This window comes from Gammaproteobacteria bacterium, from assembly GCA_029884425.1.
In the GTDB taxonomy this organism is placed as follows: domain Bacteria; phylum Pseudomonadota; class Gammaproteobacteria; order S012-40; family S012-40; genus JAOUHV01.
On record JAOUHV010000006.1, the window covers coordinates 15,959 to 37,478 of the forward strand.

The 21,520-nt window shown below is 55.6% G+C and carries 25 protein-coding genes; 4 read left to right on the forward strand and 21 right to left on the reverse strand.

Going from position 1 to position 21,520, the window contains the following annotated elements; translation table 11 throughout:
• Window positions 1–15 precede the first annotated feature (15 nt).
• From OEW58_02610 to leuS, 8 genes are all read right to left on the reverse strand, one after another.
• Entirely contained in the window at window positions 16–618 is a 603-nt protein-coding gene (locus tag OEW58_02610) for a Maf-like protein (GenBank protein MDH5300236.1), read from the reverse strand.
• A 64-nt stretch (window positions 619–682) separates the two neighbouring features.
• Entirely contained in the window at window positions 683–1,153 is a 471-nt protein-coding gene (gene rlmH / locus OEW58_02615; GenBank protein MDH5300237.1) for a 23S rRNA (pseudouridine(1915)-N(3))-methyltransferase RlmH, read from the reverse strand.
• Entirely contained in the window at window positions 1,153–1,503 is a 351-nt protein-coding gene (gene rsfS, locus OEW58_02620; protein MDH5300238.1) for a ribosome silencing factor, read from the reverse strand. The genes rlmH and rsfS overlap by 1 nt, the downstream gene beginning before the upstream one ends.
• Window positions 1,504–2,151 carry a nicotinate-nucleotide adenylyltransferase gene (nadD, locus tag OEW58_02625; GenBank protein MDH5300239.1) on the reverse strand — a complete coding sequence of 216 codons (648 nt, stop codon included), beginning with the start codon at window positions 2,149–2,151 and terminating at the stop codon, window positions 1,504–1,506. It abuts the gene before it with no gap.
• A gap of 6 nt (window positions 2,152–2,157) precedes the next feature.
• Window positions 2,158–3,417: a glutamate-5-semialdehyde dehydrogenase gene (locus OEW58_02630; protein ID MDH5300240.1), complete on the reverse strand. Its 1,260-nt coding sequence runs from the start codon at window positions 3,415–3,417 to the stop codon at window positions 2,158–2,160.
• Window position 3,418: 1 nt separating this feature from the next.
• The gene (gene holA / locus OEW58_02635) at window positions 3,419–4,438 is read right to left on the reverse strand and encodes a DNA polymerase III subunit delta (protein MDH5300241.1); all 1,020 of its coding nucleotides are present in this window, start codon (window positions 4,436–4,438) and stop codon (window positions 3,419–3,421) included.
• Between the two features lie 71 nt (window positions 4,439–4,509).
• Entirely contained in the window at window positions 4,510–4,971 is a 462-nt protein-coding gene (gene lptE, locus OEW58_02640; GenBank protein ID MDH5300242.1) for an LPS assembly lipoprotein LptE, read from the reverse strand.
• A gap of 4 nt (window positions 4,972–4,975) precedes the next feature.
• Window positions 4,976–7,429, reverse strand: a complete 2,454-nt coding sequence (gene leuS / locus OEW58_02645; protein ID MDH5300243.1) for a leucine--tRNA ligase — start codon at window positions 7,427–7,429, stop codon at window positions 4,976–4,978.
• Between the two features lie 131 nt (window positions 7,430–7,560).
• Between leuS and OEW58_02650 the strand changes: the two genes are divergently transcribed.
• Window positions 7,561–8,067 carry a zinc ribbon-containing protein gene (locus tag OEW58_02650; GenBank protein MDH5300244.1) on the forward strand — a complete coding sequence of 169 codons (507 nt, stop codon included), beginning with the start codon at window positions 7,561–7,563 and terminating at the stop codon, window positions 8,065–8,067.
• Between the two features lie 157 nt (window positions 8,068–8,224).
• Here the strand turns inward: OEW58_02650 and trpE are convergent, their stop codons facing one another.
• The 6 genes from trpE to OEW58_02680 all read right to left on the reverse strand — a co-directional run bounded on the left by trpE (window position 8,225) and on the right by OEW58_02680 (window position 13,471).
• Entirely contained in the window at window positions 8,225–9,724 is a 1,500-nt protein-coding gene (gene trpE, locus OEW58_02655) for an anthranilate synthase component I (GenBank protein MDH5300245.1), read from the reverse strand.
• A 133-nt stretch (window positions 9,725–9,857) separates the two neighbouring features.
• A complete protein-coding gene (locus OEW58_02660; protein ID MDH5300246.1) occupies window positions 9,858–10,526 on the reverse strand; it encodes a phosphoglycolate phosphatase in 669 nt (222 codons plus the stop codon).
• A 121-nt stretch (window positions 10,527–10,647) separates the two neighbouring features.
• Complete coding sequence (locus OEW58_02665) at window positions 10,648–11,664, reverse strand: porin (GenBank protein ID MDH5300247.1); 1,017 nt, start codon at window positions 11,662–11,664, stop codon at window positions 10,648–10,650.
• 383 nt (window positions 11,665–12,047) lie between these two features.
• Entirely contained in the window at window positions 12,048–12,440 is a 393-nt protein-coding gene (rpsI, locus tag OEW58_02670) for a 30S ribosomal protein S9 (protein MDH5300248.1), read from the reverse strand.
• Window positions 12,441–12,450: 10 nt separating this feature from the next.
• Window positions 12,451–12,879: a 50S ribosomal protein L13 gene (gene rplM, locus OEW58_02675; protein ID MDH5300249.1), complete on the reverse strand. Its 429-nt coding sequence runs from the start codon at window positions 12,877–12,879 to the stop codon at window positions 12,451–12,453.
• A gap of 265 nt (window positions 12,880–13,144) precedes the next feature.
• Window positions 13,145–13,471: an NAD(P)H-dependent oxidoreductase subunit E gene (locus tag OEW58_02680; protein ID MDH5300250.1), complete on the reverse strand. Its 327-nt coding sequence runs from the start codon at window positions 13,469–13,471 to the stop codon at window positions 13,145–13,147.
• Window positions 13,472–13,530: 59 nt separating this feature from the next.
• On the opposite strand from OEW58_02680, the gene OEW58_02685 reads away from it, so the two are divergent.
• Window positions 13,531–14,697, forward strand: coding sequence for a heterodisulfide reductase-related iron-sulfur binding cluster (locus OEW58_02685; GenBank protein MDH5300251.1), 1,167 nt, complete (start codon window positions 13,531–13,533; stop codon window positions 14,695–14,697).
• Window positions 14,698–14,703: 6 nt separating this feature from the next.
• Window positions 14,704–15,348, forward strand: coding sequence for a 2-polyprenyl-3-methyl-6-methoxy-1,4-benzoquinone monooxygenase (gene coq7, locus OEW58_02690; GenBank protein ID MDH5300252.1), 645 nt, complete (start codon window positions 14,704–14,706; stop codon window positions 15,346–15,348).
• Between the two features lie 64 nt (window positions 15,349–15,412).
• Here the strand turns inward: coq7 and speD are convergent, their stop codons facing one another.
• The 3 genes from speD to OEW58_02705 all read right to left on the reverse strand — a co-directional run bounded on the left by speD (window position 15,413) and on the right by OEW58_02705 (window position 17,163).
• A complete protein-coding gene (gene speD, locus OEW58_02695; protein MDH5300253.1) occupies window positions 15,413–16,231 on the reverse strand; it encodes an adenosylmethionine decarboxylase in 819 nt (272 codons plus the stop codon).
• A 94-nt stretch (window positions 16,232–16,325) separates the two neighbouring features.
• Complete coding sequence (locus OEW58_02700) at window positions 16,326–16,733, reverse strand: VOC family protein (protein MDH5300254.1); 408 nt, start codon at window positions 16,731–16,733, stop codon at window positions 16,326–16,328.
• A gap of 1 nt (window position 16,734) precedes the next feature.
• Window positions 16,735–17,163, reverse strand: a complete 429-nt coding sequence (locus OEW58_02705; protein ID MDH5300255.1) for an OsmC family protein — start codon at window positions 17,161–17,163, stop codon at window positions 16,735–16,737.
• A 98-nt stretch (window positions 17,164–17,261) separates the two neighbouring features.
• Here OEW58_02705 and crp point away from each other — a divergent pair, with 98 nt between their 5' ends.
• The gene (crp, locus tag OEW58_02710; protein ID MDH5300256.1) at window positions 17,262–17,912 is read left to right on the forward strand and encodes a cAMP-activated global transcriptional regulator CRP; all 651 of its coding nucleotides are present in this window, start codon (window positions 17,262–17,264) and stop codon (window positions 17,910–17,912) included.
• Here crp and aroE read toward each other — a convergent pair.
• The 4 genes from aroE to gorA all read right to left on the reverse strand — a co-directional run bounded on the left by aroE (window position 17,909) and on the right by gorA (window position 21,450).
• Window positions 17,909–18,721, reverse strand: coding sequence for a shikimate dehydrogenase (aroE, locus tag OEW58_02715; protein MDH5300257.1), 813 nt, complete (start codon window positions 18,719–18,721; stop codon window positions 17,909–17,911). The genes crp and aroE overlap by 4 nt on opposite strands.
• Before the next feature lie 70 nt (window positions 18,722–18,791).
• Window positions 18,792–19,445, reverse strand: coding sequence for a TIGR04211 family SH3 domain-containing protein (locus OEW58_02720; protein ID MDH5300258.1), 654 nt, complete (start codon window positions 19,443–19,445; stop codon window positions 18,792–18,794).
• Window positions 19,446–19,545: 100 nt separating this feature from the next.
• Window positions 19,546–20,079 (reverse strand): gamma carbonic anhydrase family protein, encoded by a 534-nt coding sequence (locus OEW58_02725; GenBank protein ID MDH5300259.1) that lies wholly within the window; start codon window positions 20,077–20,079, stop codon window positions 19,546–19,548.
• A 21-nt stretch (window positions 20,080–20,100) separates the two neighbouring features.
• Window positions 20,101–21,450 (reverse strand): glutathione-disulfide reductase, encoded by a 1,350-nt coding sequence (gene gorA, locus OEW58_02730; GenBank protein ID MDH5300260.1) that lies wholly within the window; start codon window positions 21,448–21,450, stop codon window positions 20,101–20,103.
• Window positions 21,451–21,520: the final 70 nt, after the last annotated feature.

Sequence of the window (21,520 nt, forward strand, 5' to 3'; positions counted from 1 at the left end):
CTGTTCCTGAATCCGTTATTTTAATTCTTCGTTGAACAACACACCGACGCCAAAGCGCTGCAGTAGTTGCGCGGTTTCGAACACTGGCAAACCCATGATGCCCGAATAACTTCCTTCAATGTGCTCAATGAAAATCGCGCCCAGTCCCTGTACCGCATAACCGCCGGCCTTGCCCTGCGGTTCGCCACTGTTCCAGTAGGCAGTCATTTCCTGGTCGCTGATGGCGCGCATGCGCACCATGCTCTGTTGCACAACAATCTGTTCGCTCGTTCCTTGGACCAGCGCCACCGCCGTCAGCACGCGATGCGTGCGACCAGCAAGCGCACGCAACATCTGCGCAGCATGCGTCTGGTCCACAGGTTTACCGAGAATTTGTTGATCTACGATCACCGAGGTGTCGGCACCCAGCACCGGCAAATTGCGCTGAGCGGCCATTGCCCAACCGGCGCGAGCTTTGTCCAGCGCCACGCGGGCCACGTATTGTTCCGCCGCTTCGCCGGGCAGAATCTGTTCATCGCAGTCCGGCAAAATCAGCTCAAACTGCACACCGATCTGGGTCAGCAGTTCCCTGCGTCGCGGCGAGCCCGAAGCCAATAACACCTGCACCGCTAAAGTCACTGCCAATCCCTATTCGTTAATTGATCACAAGTCGTTAAAAGTATACCGAAAAGTGCGCGCCGTACTAAGCGCGATGATACGGATGCCCCTGAGTCAGCGTCCAGGCACGATAAAGCTGTTCAGCCAGGATCACCCGCACCAAGGGATGCGGCAAGGTCAGCGGCGACAACGACCAACGCTCGCTGGCCAAGGCCATTACCGTCGGATCGATGCCATCGGGACCACCCACCAACAACGCCACATCCTGTCCTGAGGGCAACCACTCTCCCAGCTTTTCCGCCAGGGTTTCGGTGCTCCAGGCTTTGCCGCGCACATCCAGCGCCACCACCAACGCACCTTTGGGAATGGCGGCAACCAGGCGCTTGGCTTCATCCTGCATAAACTGCATCGGTCCAGCGCCCTTGCTGCGTTTGGCGGCTTCGATTTCCCGTAACACCAACTGACATTCGCGCGGCATGCGCTTGGCGTATTCTTCATAGCCAGCAATCACCCAGGCGGGCATGCGCGTCCCAACCGCCAGCAGGTGAATTCGCATTAACCGTTCGCCGTTTTCCCGCTGGCCGCTGGTGCACTCCACAGACGCTCCAGCTGGTAAAAATCGCGCATTTCCTGCGTCAGCACATGCGCCACCACGTCACCCAGATCCACCAGTACCCAGTCACCGGTTTGTTCACCTTCGGTGCCGTAGGGCATGATGTTATTTTCTTTGGCTTTGACCACGATGTTGTTCGCCAGTGCCTTGACGTGCCGGGTTGATGTTCCGGTCGCAATTACCAGCACATCCGTGACGTTGCACGCATCGCGCACATCAAGCACCTGCATATCTTTGGCTTTCAAATCAGCCAAGGCTTCTTCGACCAGTTCGGTCAGTTGTTTCGTTTGCATTTATCGATATAACCTTGTTACTTCAATATATTCACGCACCGCTTCGGGAAGCAGGTAACGCACACTTTTTCCCTGCCGCACCCACTGTCGGATAGCGGTGGCGGAAATTTCCAATTGGCTCACGCTCCACGGCAGAATCCATCCTGCCGGCTGCTGATGCAGCGCCTGGGGCTGCGCAATAAATCGCGCACTGATATCCAGATCACCCAGCTGCGTTCCTTGCCGAATCCATCCTGGTCTGTGCGCAATGACGATATGCGCCAGCTCAAACAATTGTTGCCACTGATGCCAGCTTGGCAAACCGGCAAACGCATCCGATCCCATGATCAGACACAGCGGCTGATCTTCACCCAACTCCGCGCGCAGCGATCGCAGCGTGTCGACGGTATATGACGGCCCCGATCGATGATATTCGCGCGTATCAATTTGCAGCGCAGGTTCGCCCTGCAATGCCAACTGCAGCATCTGCAGCCGCTGCTCACCACTGGCACCCGGTTGCCCACGGTGCGGTGGTTGCGCACACGGCAGCATACGCACCGCCGCCAAACCTAATTCCTGTTGCAACTCCAGCGCAATCCGCAAATGGCCAAAATGAATGGGATCAAACGTCCCACCCAAAATGCCAATGGCGCGCTGCGCGTCAGTCATGATTTATTACTGACGAATCTGACCATCGCCGAACACCACATATTTCTGCGAGGTCAGCCCTTCCAGGCCGACAGGACCACGCGCGTGGAATTTGTCGGTGCTGATACCAATTTCGGCACCCAGGCCGTATTCAAAGCCATCGGCAAAGCGGGTCGAGGCATTCACCATCACCGAGCTGGAATCCACCTCAGCAAGAAAACGTCGTGCAGTGCTGTAATTTTCGGTGACAATCGCTTCGGTGTGACGCGAGCTGTACTGCTCAATGTGGTCCATCGCCTCGTCGACATTTTTGACCACGCGAATGGCCAAAATCGGCGCCAGATATTCGGTCGCCCAATCTTCTTCCGTTGCCGCAATCACGCCATCAATCAAACGCTGAGTGGTCGCACAGCCACGCAGCTCCACGCCTTTTTCCTTGTACATGCCGCACAACTCAGGCAGCACGCGCTCGGCAATCGCTTCGCTGACCAACAACGTTTCCATCGCATTGCACACGCCATAGCGATGAGTCTTGGCGTTGAAAGCAATCTGAATCGCTTTTTCCAGATCAGCATCATCGTCGATGTAGACATGACAAATACCGTCCAGGTGTTTAATCACCGGCACGCGCGCATCTTTGCTGATTCGCTCAATCAGCCCCTTGCCACCGCGAGGAATAATCACATCGACGTATTCGGGCATGGCGATCATCATGCTCACCGCTTCGCGATCAGTAATCTCCAGCACCTGCACCGCCTGCGCCGGCAAGCCGGCCTGCTTCAGTCCTGCCTGAATGCAGTTGGCGATGGCCTGATTGGAGTGAATCGCCTCTTTGCCGCCGCGCAAAATCGCCGCATTGCCGGATTTCAGACACAGCGCCGCCGCGTCCGCCGTCACGTTGGGACGGGATTCGTAAATGATGCCGACTACGCCCAAAGGCACGCGCATTTTGCCGATCTGAATGCCAGACGGACGGAATTTCATGTCGGAGATTTCGCCCACGGGATCAGCCAGGGTCGCCACTTGACGCAAACCTTCGACCATGGCCGCCACTCGCGCTGGGTTCAGTTCCAGCCGATCGAGCAGCGCCGCATCCAGACCACTGTCGCGTCCCGCCTGCATGTCTTTGGCATTGGCTGCCAGAATTTGTACCTGCTGCGCCTCCAACTGGCGGGCAATCGCCTCCAGCGCGGCATTTTTGGTGTTGGTGCTGGCGCGAGCCATTGCCCGCCCTGCCGCACGCGCCTGTTTACCCAGGCTTACCATGTAATTTTTTACATCCGTCATATCACGCTCTTAACAATTCACAGCCGGCCATCGCCAGCCCTAGTTTCAGAATTTCGTCCCAGGTATTCCCCGGTTGTTGTCCTTTGATCATACGATCAATCTGCGCCGCGTGACGTAGCATTCGCACCCACTGTATCGGTCGAAACCGGTCCATGGCCGCCCGCGCCGCGCCCTGACGATTACCCCACACCTTGCCATCGCGCATCACCTGATCCGGCGAATGGCCGGCAGCACGCGCCAGCGCCATGTCGTGCATGCGGCGCAGCTCTTCAGCCAGCGCCCACACCACCAGAATCGGCTCGGTGCCCGATGCACGCAAATGTTCCAGCACATGGGCATAGCGGTGGCGATCACCCAGCAGGGCACTTTCCACCAGACCAAACACGTCATATTTGGCACTGTCGGCCACCGCCTCCAGCACCAGTTCCTCGTCCCAAACCTGGTCGGGATAGAGCAGCGCCAGTTTTTCGATGTCCTGGCTGGCGGCCAGCAAATTTCCCTCAACCCGTTCGGCCAGCATGCGCGCCGCCCCAGGGGTGATGTTCATCCCCTTGGTTTTGACCCGGTGGGAAATCCAACCCGGCAACTGCTTGGCCTCAATCGGCCAGACCTGCACACAATCAGCAGCCGTTTCCAGCTGTTTGTACCAGGCCAGCTTTTTACTTTTGCCGTCAGCCTTGGGCGCTGTCACCAGAAAAATATTGTCTTCGGGCGGTGCCTGCAGATACGTGGTCAGCGCCGCGCTGCCGGCATCACCCAGGGAATAATTTTTTAACCGCAACTCAATGATGCGCCGCTGGGCAAACAGCGACATGGCCGTCGCTGCGTCATACAGCACACTCCAGTCAAAACCTGGCTCCACATGCAGCAATTCACGGTCGATAAAACCCTGCTCGCGCGCTGCCGCACGAATCACATCGGCGCACTCAGCCAACTGCAGCGGTTCGTCACCGCTGAGAAAATAGACTCGGGAAAGCCCGCGTTTGAGCTGGGCTTTGAGCTGTTCAGGTTTGATGTTCACCGGCCACTTCCACGGATACAGGTGGCTATTTTAACAGCGCCGAGGCAAAAACCCACGCCCATCCGCGGAATTTACTGTTGATACGCCAATCGGCGCAGGATATTGGTCGCGGCGCGCTGCACCAGATCGTCGCGCAACCGCGCTTCTTCCACCCCTTTGCTGAGTATCAGCGCCGGGCTAAAACTGTAGTCACCATAAACACTTAGCGGATATTCCGCCCGCAACTGACCGTCCTGGTCCTGTACCTGGACCCGCAATTCCAGGCGCAGCTCGTACTCCACCGGCGTGCCGTCCTGGGCATGGGAAATCACCCGCTGTTGCCATTGGGCACGCGAAATGTGCAGTCGCCGGGTCTGCTGCGCATCCTGGCGATAGTTCGCCGACTGCTGTTCCAGCTCCTGTACCAGCGGATGGGTATCCGCCAGACCGGACACCGTGAACACCGGCAAAACCGCCCCGCTCGGCAGACTGCCCTGCAGGTAAAAACCGCAGCCGCTCAGCAGCAGGGCCAGCACCGGCAGCAGCCAGCGCATGGCGTTAACCCACCACCACGTTGACCAGCTTGCCCGGCACCACAATGACGCGCTTGACCGACTGGCCTTCGAGGAAGCGTTTGACGTTTTCCTCGTTCAGCGCCGCCGCTTCGATGGCGTCCTTGCTGGCATCAGCAGCCACCTTGAGGCGACCACGCAACTTGCCGTTGACCTGCACCACCAACTCGACCGAATCAGAAACCAGTGCAGCTTCGTCGACCTTGGGCCAATCGCGATTGACCACTGCGTCGTTGTGACCCAGCGTCTGCCACAGGCGGTGGGTAATGTGCGGCACAATTGGCGACAGCATCAGCACCGCCAGTTCCAGCGCCTCGTGGCGCACGGCTTGGCCCTGCGCCGACTCGTCATCGAATTTGCCCAGCGCATTGAGCATTTCCATCACCGCCGCTATCGCGGTGTTGAAGGTGAAGCGGCGAGCGTAATCGTTTTCGACCTTGCTCAGCGCGGTGTGCACCACGCGACGCAGGTCTTTCTGGCCTTCGTTCAGACTGGCAACATCCAGCGCCGTTTTCGGCTTGGCCGCCATGTGATCATGCACCTGTTTCCACACCTTCTTCAGGAAGCGGAACGCACCCTCAACGCCGGCATCGGACCATTCCAGACTCTGTTCAGGTGGCGCGGCAAACATCATGAACAGGCGCGCGGTGTCGGCGCCGTATTCGTCGACCAGCGCCTGCGGGTCGACGGTGTTACCCTTGGACTTGGACATCTTGGCGCCGTCTTTTAGCACCATGCCCTGAGTCAGCAGATTTTTGAACGGCTCGTCCACCGAAACCAGACCAACGTCCCTCATCAACTTGTTGAAGAAGCGCGCGTACAGCAGATGCAGGATGGCGTGCTCGATACCGCCGATGTACTGATCCACCGGCATCCAGTAGTCGGCGCGTTTGTCCAGCATCGCCTGACCATTGTCGCGGCAAGCATAGCGGGCGAAATACCAGGACGACTCCATGAAGGTGTCGAAGGTATCGGTTTCGCGCTCGGCGGCGGTGCCACACTTGGGACAGGTGCACTGGTAAAACGACGGCATTTTCTTGATCGGCGAACCGACGCCGTCGAATTCCACGTCTTCGGGCAATACCACCGGCAGCTGATCTTCGGGCACGGGCACCGCGCCACAGTCGGGGCAGTTGATAATGGGAATCGGCGCACCCCAGTAGCGCTGACGGGACACACCCCAGTCGCGCAGGCGGTAAGTGGTTTTCTTCTCGCCCTTGCCCTGGCTACTGAGCGCAGTGGCGATGGCGTCAAATGCCTCGGCAGAGGTCTTGCCGCTGAACTCGCCGGAATTCACCAGCACGCCCTTGTCGGTAAACGCGGCCTTGTCCAGATCCACACTTTCGCCGTTGGCAGCGGCGATGACCTGCTTGATGCTCAGGTCGTATTTTTTGGCAAATTCGTAGTCGCGCTGGTCATGGGCAGGCACGGACATCACCGCGCCGGTGCCGTAGCTCATCAGCACGAAGTTGGCCGCCCACACGGGCACCTCTTCACCGGAGATCGGATGAATCGCAGTCAGGCCGGTGGCCACGCCCTTCTTCTCCATGGTCTCCATGGCCGCTTCGGCGGTTTCCATTTTTTTGCATTCTTCGATGAAGGCGGCCAGCGCGGGATTGCCTTGCGCGGCAGCCTTGGCCAGCGGATGCTCCGCCGCCACGGCCACGTAGGTCACGCCCATCAGCGTATCGGGACGGGTGGTAAACACGCGCAGCGTCGCGTCCTGACCCTTCACCGCGAAGTCGATCTCCACGCCTTCGGAGCGACCGATCCAGTTGCGCTGCATGGTGCGCACCTGCTCGGGCCAGCCGTCGAGCTTGTCCAGATCAGCCAGCAGCTCGTCGGCGTAGTCGGTGATCTTCATGAAGTACTGCGGAATTTCTTTGCGCTCCACCTGGGTGTCGCAGCGCCAGCAGCAGCCATCGATGACCTGCTCGTTGGCCAGTACCGTCATGTCATTGGGGCACCAGTTCACCGGCGCGGTCTTCTTGTAGACCAGACCTTTTTCAAACAGCTTGGTGAACAGCCACTGCTCCCAGCGGTAGTACTCGGGATGACAGGTGGCGATTTCGCGATCCCAGTCATAGCCAAAGCCCAGACGCTTGAGCTGGCCGCGCATGTAGTCAATGTTCTCGTAAGTCCACTTGGCCGGTGGCACGTTGTTCTTGATCGCCGCATTTTCTGCCGGCAGACCGAAGGCGTCCCAGCCCATGGGTTGCAGTACGTTTTTGCCGTGCATGCGCTGGAAACGGGAGATCACGTCGCCGATGGTATAGTTGCGCACGTGGCCCATGTGCAGACGGCCACTGGGATAGGGGAACATGGACAGGCAGTAGTATTTTTCCTTGTCGGAATTTTCATCTACGGCGAAGGAGTTGTTGTCTTCCCAATATTTCTGCGCTTCGGCTTCAACCGCGCTGGGCGTGTACTTGTTTTCCATGGAGCTGTTTTACCTGAAATTAAACCTGGGGCGTATTATAGAGGGTAAACGCCCCGCTGTCGGCGTGGATTTCGCTGACAGCTGCCGCCCACGGCGTTAAGATGAAACAAACCACGCGAAGGAGATGTACTGTGCCAAACAAAATCGCCGACAAGCTGAGCAAGGGCTATCAGCAACTGCTCAACCACGCCGAAGAATTCATCGTCGAATTTCGCCACGAAACCAAACCACTGGTAGAGGATTCACTGCACCACGCTGCCGACAAGCTCGAAGACCTAGGCGAACTAACCCGCGAGGAAGTGGATAAACTGCGCGACTACCTGATGAAGGATTTGTACGAAGCTGCGCGCTACATGGCGCATGAAGAGAAAAAACTCGCCGATTGGTTGCGACTGGACTTGGCGTACATCAAGGCGAGCGCACTGGAAACTTTCGCCGCGATGGTCGACCAAACCAAGCTGGAACTGGATCGCCTCGCCTATGAAGCACAAAGCGCCAGCTGGCATACCGGCGAAATTACCGCCCCCGGCATTTTGGTGTGCGATGCCTGCGGCGAGGAACTGCACTTCAAGGAACCCGGCCACATTCCGCCCTGCCCCAAGTGCCAGGCCACAACCTACCACCGCGTCAAAGCGTAAAACGAAAAAGCCCTCGATCGAGGGCTTTTTTATCCGTGGTGAAATTCACTCAAGGTGCGCTGGCAAGGCGGAAGCAAGCGAAAAAGCGGAGTTTACTCAAGTAAATGAGCATTTTGAGCGCCGCTTTCAACGCCGCCAGCGTGCCTTGAGTGAATTTCTACTTGTGGCCCTGCGCCAGATAATCTAACCCCTGCGCCGCCAACGCCGCGGCACGAAACACCGCCCGGCCTTTGTTCATGGTTTCCTCCCACTCCTTGGTGGGGTCGGAGTCATACACCACGCCCGCGCCAGCCTGCAGGTAGAGTTTGCCGTCCTTGATCACCGCAGTACGGATCGCAATGGCGGTGTCGACATTGCCGTGCCAGCCGATGTAGCCCACCGCACCAGAGTAAATGCCGCGTTTGACCGGCTCCAGCTCGTCGATGATTTCCATCGCCCGCACCTTGGGCGCGCCAGATACCGTACCCGCAGGGAAGGTCGCACGAATCACATCCATCGCCTCGTGATCAGCGCGCACTTCGCCCACCACGTTGGAGACAATGTGCATCACGTGCGAATAGCGCTCGATAACCATTTTCGCCGTCACCTTCACCGAGCCGGTTTTGGCAACACGACCCACATCGTTGCGACCCAGGTCGATCAGCATCAGGTGCTCGGCCAGCTCCTTGGGATCGGACAGCAGATCTTTTTCCAGCGCCTGGTCCTGTTCGTCTGTCGCACCACGCGGCCGAGTACCGGCAATGGGACGCACGGTAACCATGCCATCTTCCAGCCGCACCAGAATTTCCGGCGATGAACCCACCACCTGGTGATCACCCAAATCCATGAAGTACATGTAGGGCGAAGGATTGAGACTGCGCAATGCGCGATACAAATCCATCGGCGCCGCTTCAAACGGCACAGTCATGCGCTGCGATAACACCACCTGCATGGCATCACCGGCGGTGATGTATTCCTTGGCCTTGCGCACCGCAGCTTCGAAACCTGCCTGGGTAAATTCGGATACAAAATCCACTTCGCCCAGCTCGCCAGTTCTCGCGCCCAACATGGCGCGCGGCACCGGATGCTGCAGCAATTGCTCAACCAGCTGATTCAAGCGCAATTGCGCCTTGTTCCAGCCGCGATTGTCATGGGGGTCGGCATGCACGATCAGGTACAGCTTGCCGCTGAGGTTATCGAAAACGATCACTTCCTCAGACAGCATCAGCAAAATGTCGGGTGAACCGATGGGATCGGGATTGGGGCATTCGCCCAGGCGGGGCTCGACGTAGCGCACGGTGTCGTAGCCAAAATAGCCCACCAGACCACCAGTGAACTTGGGCAGACCGGCAACCGGAGCTACCTGGTAGCGCTCACGGTATTCGTCAACAAACGCCAGCGGATCTTCGCAGGTCAACAATTCAAGCCGGCGCTCGTCCTCGAACACTGCGACCTCGTGACCACGCACTTCCAGACGATGACGACAGGGCAAACCGATGATGGAGTAACGACCCCACTTTTCGCCGCCCTGCACAGATTCGAACAGATAGGAAAACGGCCGCTGGGCAAAACGCAAATAGACGCTGAGTGGCGTATCCAGATCAGCGTACACTTCTCGAATCAGCGGAACCCGGTTATAACCCTGCGCGGCGAAGGCGTCGAACTGCTCGCGGGAAATTTTCATGCTCATACCAAACAAATCCTGTAATTGGACCAACGTGACAACCAACGCGGTACGTTAGCCTCGCCATCGATGCAGATGGTAAAAAAACAGGATAGTTTTGTATAGGTAATCTTGCATTAATCCCGGTTTATGCCCACAAACCGGGAATATCGTCCATGCGATCAACGACTGCATCGGGCTTGGCATCACGAATGTCTTCGCCGTGATTGTAACCGTAGGTCACCGCCGCCACCTGGAAACCGGCATTGCGCGCCGCCTGCACATCGTGCTGGGAGTCACCAATCATCAGGCAATTTTCCGGTGCAACACCAAACTGCTTGGCCGCGTACAGCAAAGGCTCGGGGTGCGGTTTTTTGTGCGCCGTCGTGTCACCACTGACCACCACTTCAAAATATTTGCGAATGCCCAACGATTCCAGCAGCGGCAGGGTAAAGGCTTCGGCCTTGTTGGTCACGCAGCCTACTTTGAAGCCAGCCGCGGTAAATGTTTTCAGCGCGCCCACCACACCATCAAATACGCGACTGTATTTGCCATTGGACTGGTGATAGTAGTCCATGAAAATCGGCAGGGCCTTGTCGTATTCTGCGGCGTCAGGCTCGGCGTGCAATTGTTCGGTCAGGGCACGCTTGGTCAGGCGCTCGACGCCATTCCCCACCCAATGACGAACTTTGTCTTCGCCATGCACAGGGCGACCAAGCTTCTCCATCAAACGGTCTACCGACCAGGCCAAATCCGGCACGCTGTCTACCAGGGTTCCATCCAGATCAATCAAAATCAGTTGAGGCTTCTTTAGCATACTAAATTACTAGGCTATTAAACGGATAGCACATTGGACCACAAAATATCCCCGCAGTCCACTGGGAAAAGAAAACGGCGCCCTAGGCGCCGCTCTCAAACCATTGCTTTCTAAACAAATCTTAGAAAGATTGCTGCATACCGAAAGTCAAAATGGTAGACGTATCGTCTGCGATCGCCTTCTTCTTCATGCCGTCGCCCCACAAATCATCGCCCGTGGCTGAACCGTAGGCAGCATACAATGCCGTTGTCTTGGCAATGCTGTGCATTGCACCTACGACGTAAGCGGTATGGCCATCTTTAGCGCCAGAAGCATTTTCATCCTGCATACCGTAAGAGGCGGTCAGAGTCGTTGCACCCATGGTGTAAGACACGTTGGTGAACAGTGTGTTGGACTTGGCCTTAGAGGTTGCATCCTTGTTAATCGCACCACCATCGATTTCATACTGAACGCCAACAGCAACATCGCCAGCAGTGAACTTGCCGCCCACTTTAGTTGCCGTCAGATCAGAGCCATCCTTACCTTTTCCTGGCAAGCTAACGTAATCAACGAACGCCAACACTGGACCATTCTTGAAATGCACGCCCACGCCCAGGTTGTCAGAACCCGCTGCGATCATGTTGTAATCAACATTCAGAGTCGCACCAGCAACAGTGGGTGAAGTGTACTGAATGGTGTTAGTTTGACGACCACGGCCATCGCCAGTACCACCGTGCAATTGGTTAGACATAATACGCAGATCATTTGCAGCTTGCACTTCGGTATCCCAGAAAATATCAAGGTAGGCACCGGAAGTTTTGTAAGACGTCTTCATGGCACCAACGCGAACGGTACCCAGACTATTGGATGACAAACCTACCCAGGTATCACGCTGTGCATAGGTGTTGTCCGCGTTCATACCCATTTCAAATTTATAAACGGCAGAAAAATCCAGCAGCTCAGTCTCGTTAGAACCTTTAACACCAACGTTGGTACCCTTGCTGGAGCTAATATCTGAAGACCAGGCAGCGTCAGCGCCAAACATGGTTTTTTGGCTAACTGCGGCATTTACTTTGCCGTAAACTGTCGCATCTGCAGAAGCAGCCATCGGTGCGGCCAATACGGCGGCTACCGCCATGGCTGTCAGTGTCTTTTTCATTCTTTCTCTCCTATTTCCAATGTTGGCAAAAACTTACAAACCTGGACAGTTATAGCACCCTAAACGTAAAGTGCAACTAGTTTTGTCCCAGAAATCAAGCACTCCACGGTTTTTGTCGTTGCAATTTAACAACAAAAAATATGGAAATTTGCTCTATATGCAAATATTCCAGTGATGCAAAGTCTAGCAGCGCTATGTGACAAAACTGTTACATAGCCGCACCATCAGATCAACCCAGCAGAAAACAACGAGGAAGGAAACGGACAACGCCGCAATTAGAAGAAAACGGCAGAACCAGAATTGCTCATCCTGCCAGCGACAATTTGTCAAAACGCAAAAACCCCCTGACGACATCGCCGCCAGGGGGTTTTGACAAAAGCAGATTAACGCTTGGAGAACTGTGTAGCGCGGCGAGCTTTGTGCAAGCCCACTTTCTTACGCTCAACTTCACGAGAGTCACGAGTCACGAAACCTGCTTTACGCAGAGTCGGACGCAGCGCTTCATCGTAGTTCATCAGTGCGCGTGTAATGCCGTGACGAATAGCACCCGCTTGACCGGAGATACCACCACCAGCAACTGTGACGTTCACGTCAAATTTGCTCGTCATTTCGACGCGCTCCAGTGCTTGGCGAACGATCATGCGTGCAGTTTCACGACCAAAGTAAACGTCGATAGGACGCTTGTTGATAGTGATGTTACCGCTGCCGGTGCTCAGGTATACACGAGCTGTAGAGCTCTTGCGACGACCAGTTCCGTAATATTGTGCAGTAGCCATGATCTAATCCTTAAATTTCCAGAGACTTGGGCTGCTGAGCAGTATGTGGATGCTCAGAACCAGAGTAAACTTTCAGTTTACGGTACATTTCGCGACCCAGAGAATTCTTGGGCAACATACCTTTCACTGCAATTTCAATAATGCGCTCTGGTGCTTTGTCGCGCAGCTTGCCGAAGGAAATCGTCTTCAGACCACCGATAAAGCCAGTGTGGTGGTGGTACATCTTGTCGGATTCTTTGCGACCAGTCACTTGAATCTGTGATGCGTTGATAACTACGATGTAATCACCGGTATCAACGTGAGGCGTATATTCCGCCTTATGCTTTCCGCGCAAACGTGAGGCAACTTCGGTGGCCAGACGGCCCAGGGTTTTGCCAGAGGCATCAACCACATACCAGTCGCGAGTTACAGTTTGCGGCTTGGCGCTAAATGTTTTCATTCTTGACCCTTAGGTATTCTTTTACAGCCTAGAGAAGGCCGGCAATAATATTGGTTAGGCGCCAGACTGTCAATACCGCGAATAAAAAAAGCGGCCCAACAAGGGCCGCCAAACAAAACACCACCACAGGGAGGGGAGGGTGGATCTGGATTGTCACCTAGTTATGACAAAAATCTGTGCGCAATTCTGTACACTGCTTCCGCAATGTGTACAAAGATTATCCAGTATAAAATAATCTTTGTCAACTCAAATATAACTAATTAACTCAAGTATTCTCAAGCTGCAGTCGCTTGACCACTCGCCCGCCTACCAGATGCTCGGCAACAATCTCGTCCAGGTCATCATGGTCAACATAGGTATACCAGGTTCCTTCGGGATAAACCACGGCAACCGGTCCTTCCGCGCAGCGCCCCAGGCAGCCCGATTTGTTCACCCGCACCATGCCCGGCCCGTGCTGGCCTTGCGTTTTCACTTTGTCCTTGACGTATTCCCGCGCCTTGGTGGAATCAAAGTTGGCGCAACAATCTCCGCTGTCGGTCTTGTTCTCACAAAAAAAGATATGACGGGTGTAAAAAGGTTTTTCGATGCTCACAGTGCACTCTCGGTATAATTCACACGAGTTCCCATTTTACCACTTTTGGTGGCAATGCCTTGACCAAACCACAAAATTCGCTGGAAGCCCAGATCAGTAACCTCACCGATCGCTGTGTTATGTGCGGCATGTGCTCCAGCCACTGCCCGACCTACCAGTTGTTTGGTGACGAAAACGAATCACCGCGCGGTCGCATTGCCCTGATTCGCGGCCTGGCCAGCGGCCAGCTAACCGCCGACACCCACGCCCAGGCGCACATCGACCATTGCCTGCTGTGCCGCAACTGCGAAAAAAAATGCCCTTCCGGCGTTGAGTACGCACAAATCTACAACCTGGGCCGACAGCTTCAGCCGCAGCCATCAAACTGGCTCAACAATTTCGCTGTCCGCCGGCACTGGCGACAGTGGCCGCTGGCACTGACAAGATTGGCCCAACGAATCGGCTTGACCCGCCTGCCTCTTTTCGGCCGCGCCGAAACTGCCCGCCGACTTTTACCTCGCGAACTGGCACCGGCATTTCGCGATTTTTCCCAGCCGACCACGGCCCAGGTCAACCTGTTCACCGGCTGCGCCAACGAAAGCCTGGACAGCAACAGCATCACTGCTTGCCAGCGCATCCTGTCCGCCTGCGGCATCGAAGTCGCCACACCCGCCCAACAACAATGCTGTGGTGCATTGGCGCAACATTCCGGCGACACTCAAAACTTCGCGCAGCTACAGCAGCAAAATCTAGCCGCCTTCGACAACGATCTGCCCATCATTTTTTTGGCCACGGGCTGCGGCGCCACGCTAAAGGATTACCCCAGGCTATTCGCCGATCGTGCGGCTGAAGCCTGCCACTACCTCAGCCAGCTAGAACAATTACGCTCGCTGCAGCTACGACCACTGCCAAAGAATGTAGCCATTCACCAACCCTGCTCGCATCGCAATGTGATTGGCCAGCCACAGGCAGTGGAGCGTCTGCTTGCCCACATTCCCGACATCAAACTGATCACCCCTGGCGCCTCTGGCTGCTGCGGCGCCGGTGGCAGCAATATGCTAAGTCAACCGGACATCGCGCAGCGCCTGGGACAACAAACCCTGGATCAGTTGCTTGCCGCCAAACCCGACATTATCGTATCCACCAATATTGGTTGCGCACTGCACCTGGCCGGCCAACTGCGCCAGCGGGGACTGGACACCGAACTGCTCCATCCGCTAGTGTTATTCCACCGTCAACTTGAGTAATCACCCATGTCATCACGCCGACTCTCGCCACTCGATCTCGCCGTCATCAATTTGGACCAGGGTCTGCGCACCCTGTTCGGTCGCCCTGAAGTCACCGAGCGCCCCAACCCGGCCCAAGGCGTTGCCGACAGCACCCTGTCCGATGCCGAACGCCGCCACTCGGCTGGCCTGATGCGCGTCAACCATACCGGCGAAGTCTGCGCCCAGGCGCTGTATCAGGGGCAAGCGCTTACTGCGCGCAAAAGCGCCGTGCGCAAAACCATGCAGCGCGCCGCCGAGGAAGAAAATGATCATCTGGAATGGTGCGACCAGCGCCTCAAGGAACTGGACAGCCACAAGAGCGTGCTCAATCCGCTGTGGTACGCCGGCTCGCTGGCCATCGGTGCCGCTGCCGGTATCGCCGGTGACAAATGGAGCCTAGGGTTCGTGGTGGAAACCGAGCGTCAGGTGGAAAAACATCTGGACCATCACCTGACCGAGCTGCCCAAGCAGGATGAGCGCAGCCGGGTGATTATTGAGCAAATGAAAATCGACGAAGTTCACCACGCCGATACTGCGTTGCGCGCCGGCGGTGCCGCTCTGCCCGCGCCGATCAAGGCACTGATGAAACTCAGCTCCAAGATCATGACCACCACCGCGTACCGAATTTAACGCCTAAACCGAACGCGCACAAAAAAGGCCAGCATTGCTGGCCTTTTTTGCGTTTCGGCTGCGCTTACGGATTGCCGTAGTTGCGTCCGAAGAAGATTTCCTGCATTTCCCGCTGCAGTTTCAACCGAATACGCTCGGCTTCATCTTCAGTAAGATCTGACTCAGAAATACCGAACAAATAATTGTTCAGGTCAAAATCGTTGAGCAACATCTTGGTGTGGAAAACATTTTCCTGATAGATGTTGACGTCAACCATCTTGTAGCGATCCTTGGTGTCATCCGACAGGTAATTCTGGATGGAATTGATCGGATGATCGATGTAATGCTTTTTACCGTCCACGTCACGGGTAAAACCGCGCACGCGGTAATCCATGATTACGATGTCCGAATCAAAACTGTGGATCAGGAAGTTCAACGCGCGCAGCGGCGAAATCCGACCACAGGTAGACACGTCAATGTCCGCACGGAAGGTACTGATACCTTCGTGAGGATGACTCTCCGGATAGGTGTGCACCGTGATATGGCTCTTGTCCAGATGACCAACCACCGTTTCGGGCAATGGACCGGGGTGTTCACCACCAACATCACCTGCAACCAAGTTCTCGGTAACCACCGGCTCCTCAGAGATCAGGATAGTTACGCTCGCACCCTCGGGATCGTAGTCCTGATGGGCGATATTGAGCACGTTCGCACCGATCAGATTGGACACCTCGGTCAGAATCTTGGTCAGACGCGCGGCATTGTACTCTTCATCGATGTACGCAATGTACTCACGGCGCTGCTGTTCAGTGCGCGTGTAGCAAATATCATAAATGTTAAAACTCAATGACTTAGTTAGATTATTAAAGCCATGAAGTCTTAATTTGTCCTGGTAAAGAGGCATTGACAATCCCCTCTGGCAACTAGCTGTACAACAACGCCGCCCACAAAGCGGCCCCCGAGGATAAAACGATCAAGCGCCAGCTGCCCGCCACTTGCTATCTCGCACCTTTATCCGAAAGGGGCGGATGATAAATAATTTGGACCACAATGTCATCAGGATCGTAGCAATAAAAACTGCGCGCCCCATCCCTATGGGTACGCGGCTCGTTGCGAATCCGCACCCCATTGGCCTTCAAAAAGCCAAACCAATCATCCACATCGGCCATTTTGTCGACAATAAATCCAATATGATCAAGCTTTTGCTCGCTACTGGGGGCAGCAGTGAACGTCGCCCGATGCAGAGCCAGATTATCCACACCACCACTAAGGTAGACGTTATCCGGGTCTGGGCGCCATTCCACCGCCATTCCCATCAAATCGACATAGAAATGCTCGCAGGCTTCCAGGTCTTTGACGAACAGCGCCACGTGACGCATACCGGTGGTCGGTGCGGGACGCTGCATGCTATGCCTCCTCGGCAACACGGACTTCGTGGCTGTGCGTCACTTCGCACACCTTGCCCAGCATGATGGACGCAGAGCAATACTTTTCAGCAGACAATTCCACCGCGCGTTTGACCTGGGCTTCTTTGAGATTGGCGCTGCCCGTTACCACAAAATGCAGATGGATTTTGGTAAACACCGCCGGTGCAGTGTCGGCGCGCTCTGCAGAAAGCTCAACATAGCAATCCAGAATAGGCTGACGGCCCTTTTTCAGGATATGAACCACGTCGTAGGCAGAGCAGCCCCCGGTTCCCAGCAACAGCATTTCCATAGGGCGAACCCCCAGGTTACGACCACCGCCGTCAGCCGGACCGTCCATCACCACCGCGTGGCCGGAACCGGACTCCCCCACAAACGTGGCACCTTCTACCCATTTGACTCTTGCCTTCATCGCCGTCATTGCCTTCAACTCCAAAAAAAAGCTGCCGTTATACTAACATAAGCCCAAAGCTTATTTAATGAACCGCCCAGTGAACAAAGGACAGCATTATGAGCGCCAACCCCATTCCCGACAAACCCAAGGTCGTGTCCGCGCCGATTGAAAGCTTTCTCACCCATTGCCATCGCCGCCGCTACCCTACCAAGACCCTGATCATCTACGCCGGCGACCAACCCGACGTGTTGTACTACATCATCGAAGGCTCGGTGGCTGTAGTGATGGAACAGGATGAAGGACGGGAAATTGTGCTGGCCTACCTCAATAAGGGCGATTTTTTCGGGGAAATGGGCCTGTTCGAAGAAGCCGGCCTGGGACGCAGCGCCTGGGTTCGGGCACGTACTGACTGTGTTTTGGGTGAATTGAGCTACGGCAAATTCAAGTCGCTAGCGGTCGAAGAACCCAACCTGCTGTTCGCCCTGTCTAGCCAAATGGCCTCGCGTCTGCGCAAAACCAGTCGCAAAGTGGGTGACTTGGCGTTCATGGACGTGACCGGTCGCATCGCCCGCACCCTGCTCGACCTGAGCAAGGAGCCCGATGCCATCACTCACCCGGACGGCATGCAGATCAAGATTACCCGTCAGGAACTCGGTCGCATCGTAGGCTGTTCACGCGAAATGGCTGGCCGCGTTCTCAAGGAACTGGAAGATCAGCACCTGATTTCGGTCAGCGGCAAAACCATCGTCGTGTTTGGCACCCGCTAGGCGCGGAGCTGACGAATAACCTCGGCAGTGCGCGGCCGACAGCCGCGCCATAGGTAAAATGCCTCGGCCGCCTGCTCGACCAGCATCCCCAAACCATCCACACACTTGGCCGCACCGTGCTGCGCGCACCAAGCCAAAAATGCCGTCGGTTTGTCGCCATACATCATGTCGTAGCAGCTCGCCCCGGCAACACTGGCCTCGCCGATAGGCGGCACCTCACCCTGCAGACTCGCCGCCGTACCATTGATCACCACATCAAACGCCCGACCATCCGCCGCCAGTTGTTCGAAACTGCGCGCTTGAAGCTGTCCCTCATCGGCAAACAATTGCGCCAATTCCTCGGCACGCGACAAGGTACGATTGGCCAGCACCAGTAACGCCGGCTTTTCCGCCAACAACGGTGACAACACCCCACGCACCGCGCCGCCGGCCCCCAGTACCAGCACGCGCTTGCCAGCCAGCGCAACGCCATTGCGCGCCAGATCACTCACCAAACCCACGCCGTCGGTGTTATCCCCGCGCAATTTGCCATTCGGCTGCACCACAATGGTATTCACCGCGCCGGCTTTTTTGGCACGTGGCGCCAATTCATCCACCAACTGCCATGCTTGTTCCTTGAACGGCACCGTCACGTTCATGCCGCGATAGCCCTCACCCACCAGAGAGCGCACGGTCTGCGCAAAACCTTCCAGCGGTGCCAACTGCGCGCTGTAGTCCATCGCCTGCCCGGTCTGACGGGCAAATTCGGCGTGAATTTTCGGCGACTTGCTATGACTAATAGGATTACCAATGACCGCGTAATGATCCATACAGATTTCCTTGACGAAAAAAAACGGCCCTGAAAACAGGGCCGTCAGTATAGCGTAAATTTGTTTGGAACTATGCCCAGCTACCGCGACGGCTGCGCAGGTTTGGCAGAACTAGGCCAATCAGCACACCGACGAAAATGATAATACCGCCACTGATAAACCATTCCAGATCCGAGGTATCTTCCATTTCAGTGACCTTGTGGCGCAACGTCTCCAGCTCGGTACGCATCGTTGCGTTACTGGCAGTCAGTTCTTCATTTTGCTTGCTCAGCTTCAGCGGTTCTGCTGCAGCTTCGCTGATGTCTTTAAATTGTTTTTCCAGCTTTTGATTTTCTGACAGCAGACGCTTTAGTTCTTTGTCCGTGTCTTTGGCTTTGTCCTTGAATTCACCGCTGCTGGATTTCAGCGAGTCGCGCTCTTTGGTCACTGCCGCCAGCTCGCGCTCCAAACTCGCCAAGCGCTCTGCTGCCGTTGGTTGATTTTGCAAATAGCGAGACCGCACCCAACCTTCTGTGCCGTCTTCCATCGATGCCCGAACGTAATCACCAGTGTCTTCCAGAATTTCCAGCTTGGTTCCACTGCGAATGGTTTTTACCAAACTAGAATCCTCACCTGCCGTGGTACGCAAGGTCACATACATCACATCCATCACGTAACGTGTTTCCGCCATCGTGACGCTGGAAACCCCCAAGAACAACGCAAATCCCATCAACCAATAACGCATAGCCTTTCCTCTCGTTTACTCCCTGGTGCCTGATAAAACAATTCAACACCTTATCTACTGTTGCAATATTCGACAGCTTCCACGCAAACTTGAATTTTCTTTAGCGATCATTCAGATATTCGTTTTTCAAGCGCACATAGTGACCGGAAGAATAGGTCAGGTACTCCAACTCCTTTGGCTTGAGCGGACGTGCCTTTTGCACAGGCGAACCCATCCACAAATAGCCGCCTTCCAGTTCTTTGCCCGGCGGAACCACCGAACCTGCTGCCACCATTGCCTTGGCGCGAACAATCGCACCATCCAGCACAGTCGCACCCATGCCGATCAGGCAAAAATCTTCAATCGTGCATGCATGTAAAATCGCGCCGTGACCTATCGTCACATCGTTGCCGATGGTCAACCCAAAGCCGCCAGGGTTGAATTGATTGTCCGCCGTCACATGCAGCACGGAACCATCTTGCACGTTAGTCCGTTCGCCGATGCAAATGCTGTGCACGTCTCCACGCACCACCGACATTGGCCAGATGGACGCGTCGCGACCAATGCTCACCCGACCCACCACCAGGGCCATGTCGTCGACATACACACCCGGCGCGATGTCCGGGTGATGATCTTTGTACGCTCTAATCGCCATTAACTTTTCCTCACTCCAACTTTAGCGCATCGTTACCAATTCTTCCGCGCTGGACGGATGAATCGCGATGGTGTCATCAAAATCCGCTTTGCACGCCCCCATGCGAATCGCCACGGCAAATCCTTGCAGCATTTCGTCCGCGCCGTTGCCGATGATGTGGCAACCCACGATTTTTTCCTCTGCGCCCACGGTCACCAGTTTCATCGCCGTTTTTACCTGACGACGGGTAAAAGCGTACTTCATCGAGGTGAATCGTGTTTGATAAATTTTCACTGCGTCACCATACTCGCGACGCGCTTCATCCTCGGTCAGGCCAACCGTACCTATCGGCGGATGAGTAAAAACCACCGTGGGAATTTGCGAATAATCCACCTTGCGATTGTGCTTGCCGGCAAACAAACGATCCGCCAGACGACGTCCTGCGGCAATCGCCACCGGTGTCAACGCCGCTCGACCCGTGACATCGCCAATGGCATAAATCCCAGGCACGTTGGTGTGCTGCATATCGTCAGCAATAATGAAGCCATTTTCATCCACTTGCACACCGGCTGCGGCCAGATTCAGCTCCGCTGTGCGCGGCTGCCGGCCTATTGCCCAGATCACTGCATCAAAATTCGACAAATGCTCACCGCGATTGCTGCGCAACTGCAGCGTACCGTCACTAGCTTTTTCCAGCGCGTTTAGTTCAATACACGACACCAGTTTGATGCCATCTTTTTGCATTTCATCCATCAGCACCTCGCGCAGCAACGGATCAAATCGCTCCAGCAACTGCTGACCGCGCAGCAACACCGTCACTTCGCTACCCAAGTGGCGCAACACACAGGCCAGTTCTGTTGCGATATATCCCGCACCAACAATCGCTACCCGACGAGGCTGTTCAGTCAACTCAAAAAAACCATCGGAGGTCATGCCCAGTTCCGCCCCCGGCAACCGAGGACGCGCCGGCACACTGCCCGTGCTGATCACAATTTTGTCCGCAGTGTAGGTTTGGCCCGACACCTCCAGCGTGCGACTGTCAACAAACCGCGCCGTGCCTACCAGCTCATCAATACCCAAATCTTTCAAATAACCATGGTACCAGCCGGTGATATTGCCGATGTAGCTTTCGCGTTTTTCCACCAGGCCACGCCAATCCAAACCATTGCTCTGTACTGCAAATCCATAATCCGCCGCATCATGCAGCATTTCCGCAAGCTGCGCCCCGTACCACATGACTTTTTTGGGTACACAACCGCGATTCACGCAAGTGCCGCCGATCATGTCATCCTCGACCACGGCCACTTTTTTGCCGTAGGCGGCGGCTTTTTCCGCCACCGAAATCCCGCCACTACCAGCGCCAATGGCGATCAAATCATAGTGCTTGCTCATGCGCTGCTCCGCCAAAACTGTGACTGACAAACCAGTCATGTTAAAGTTACTGTCATACGACCAACTACTT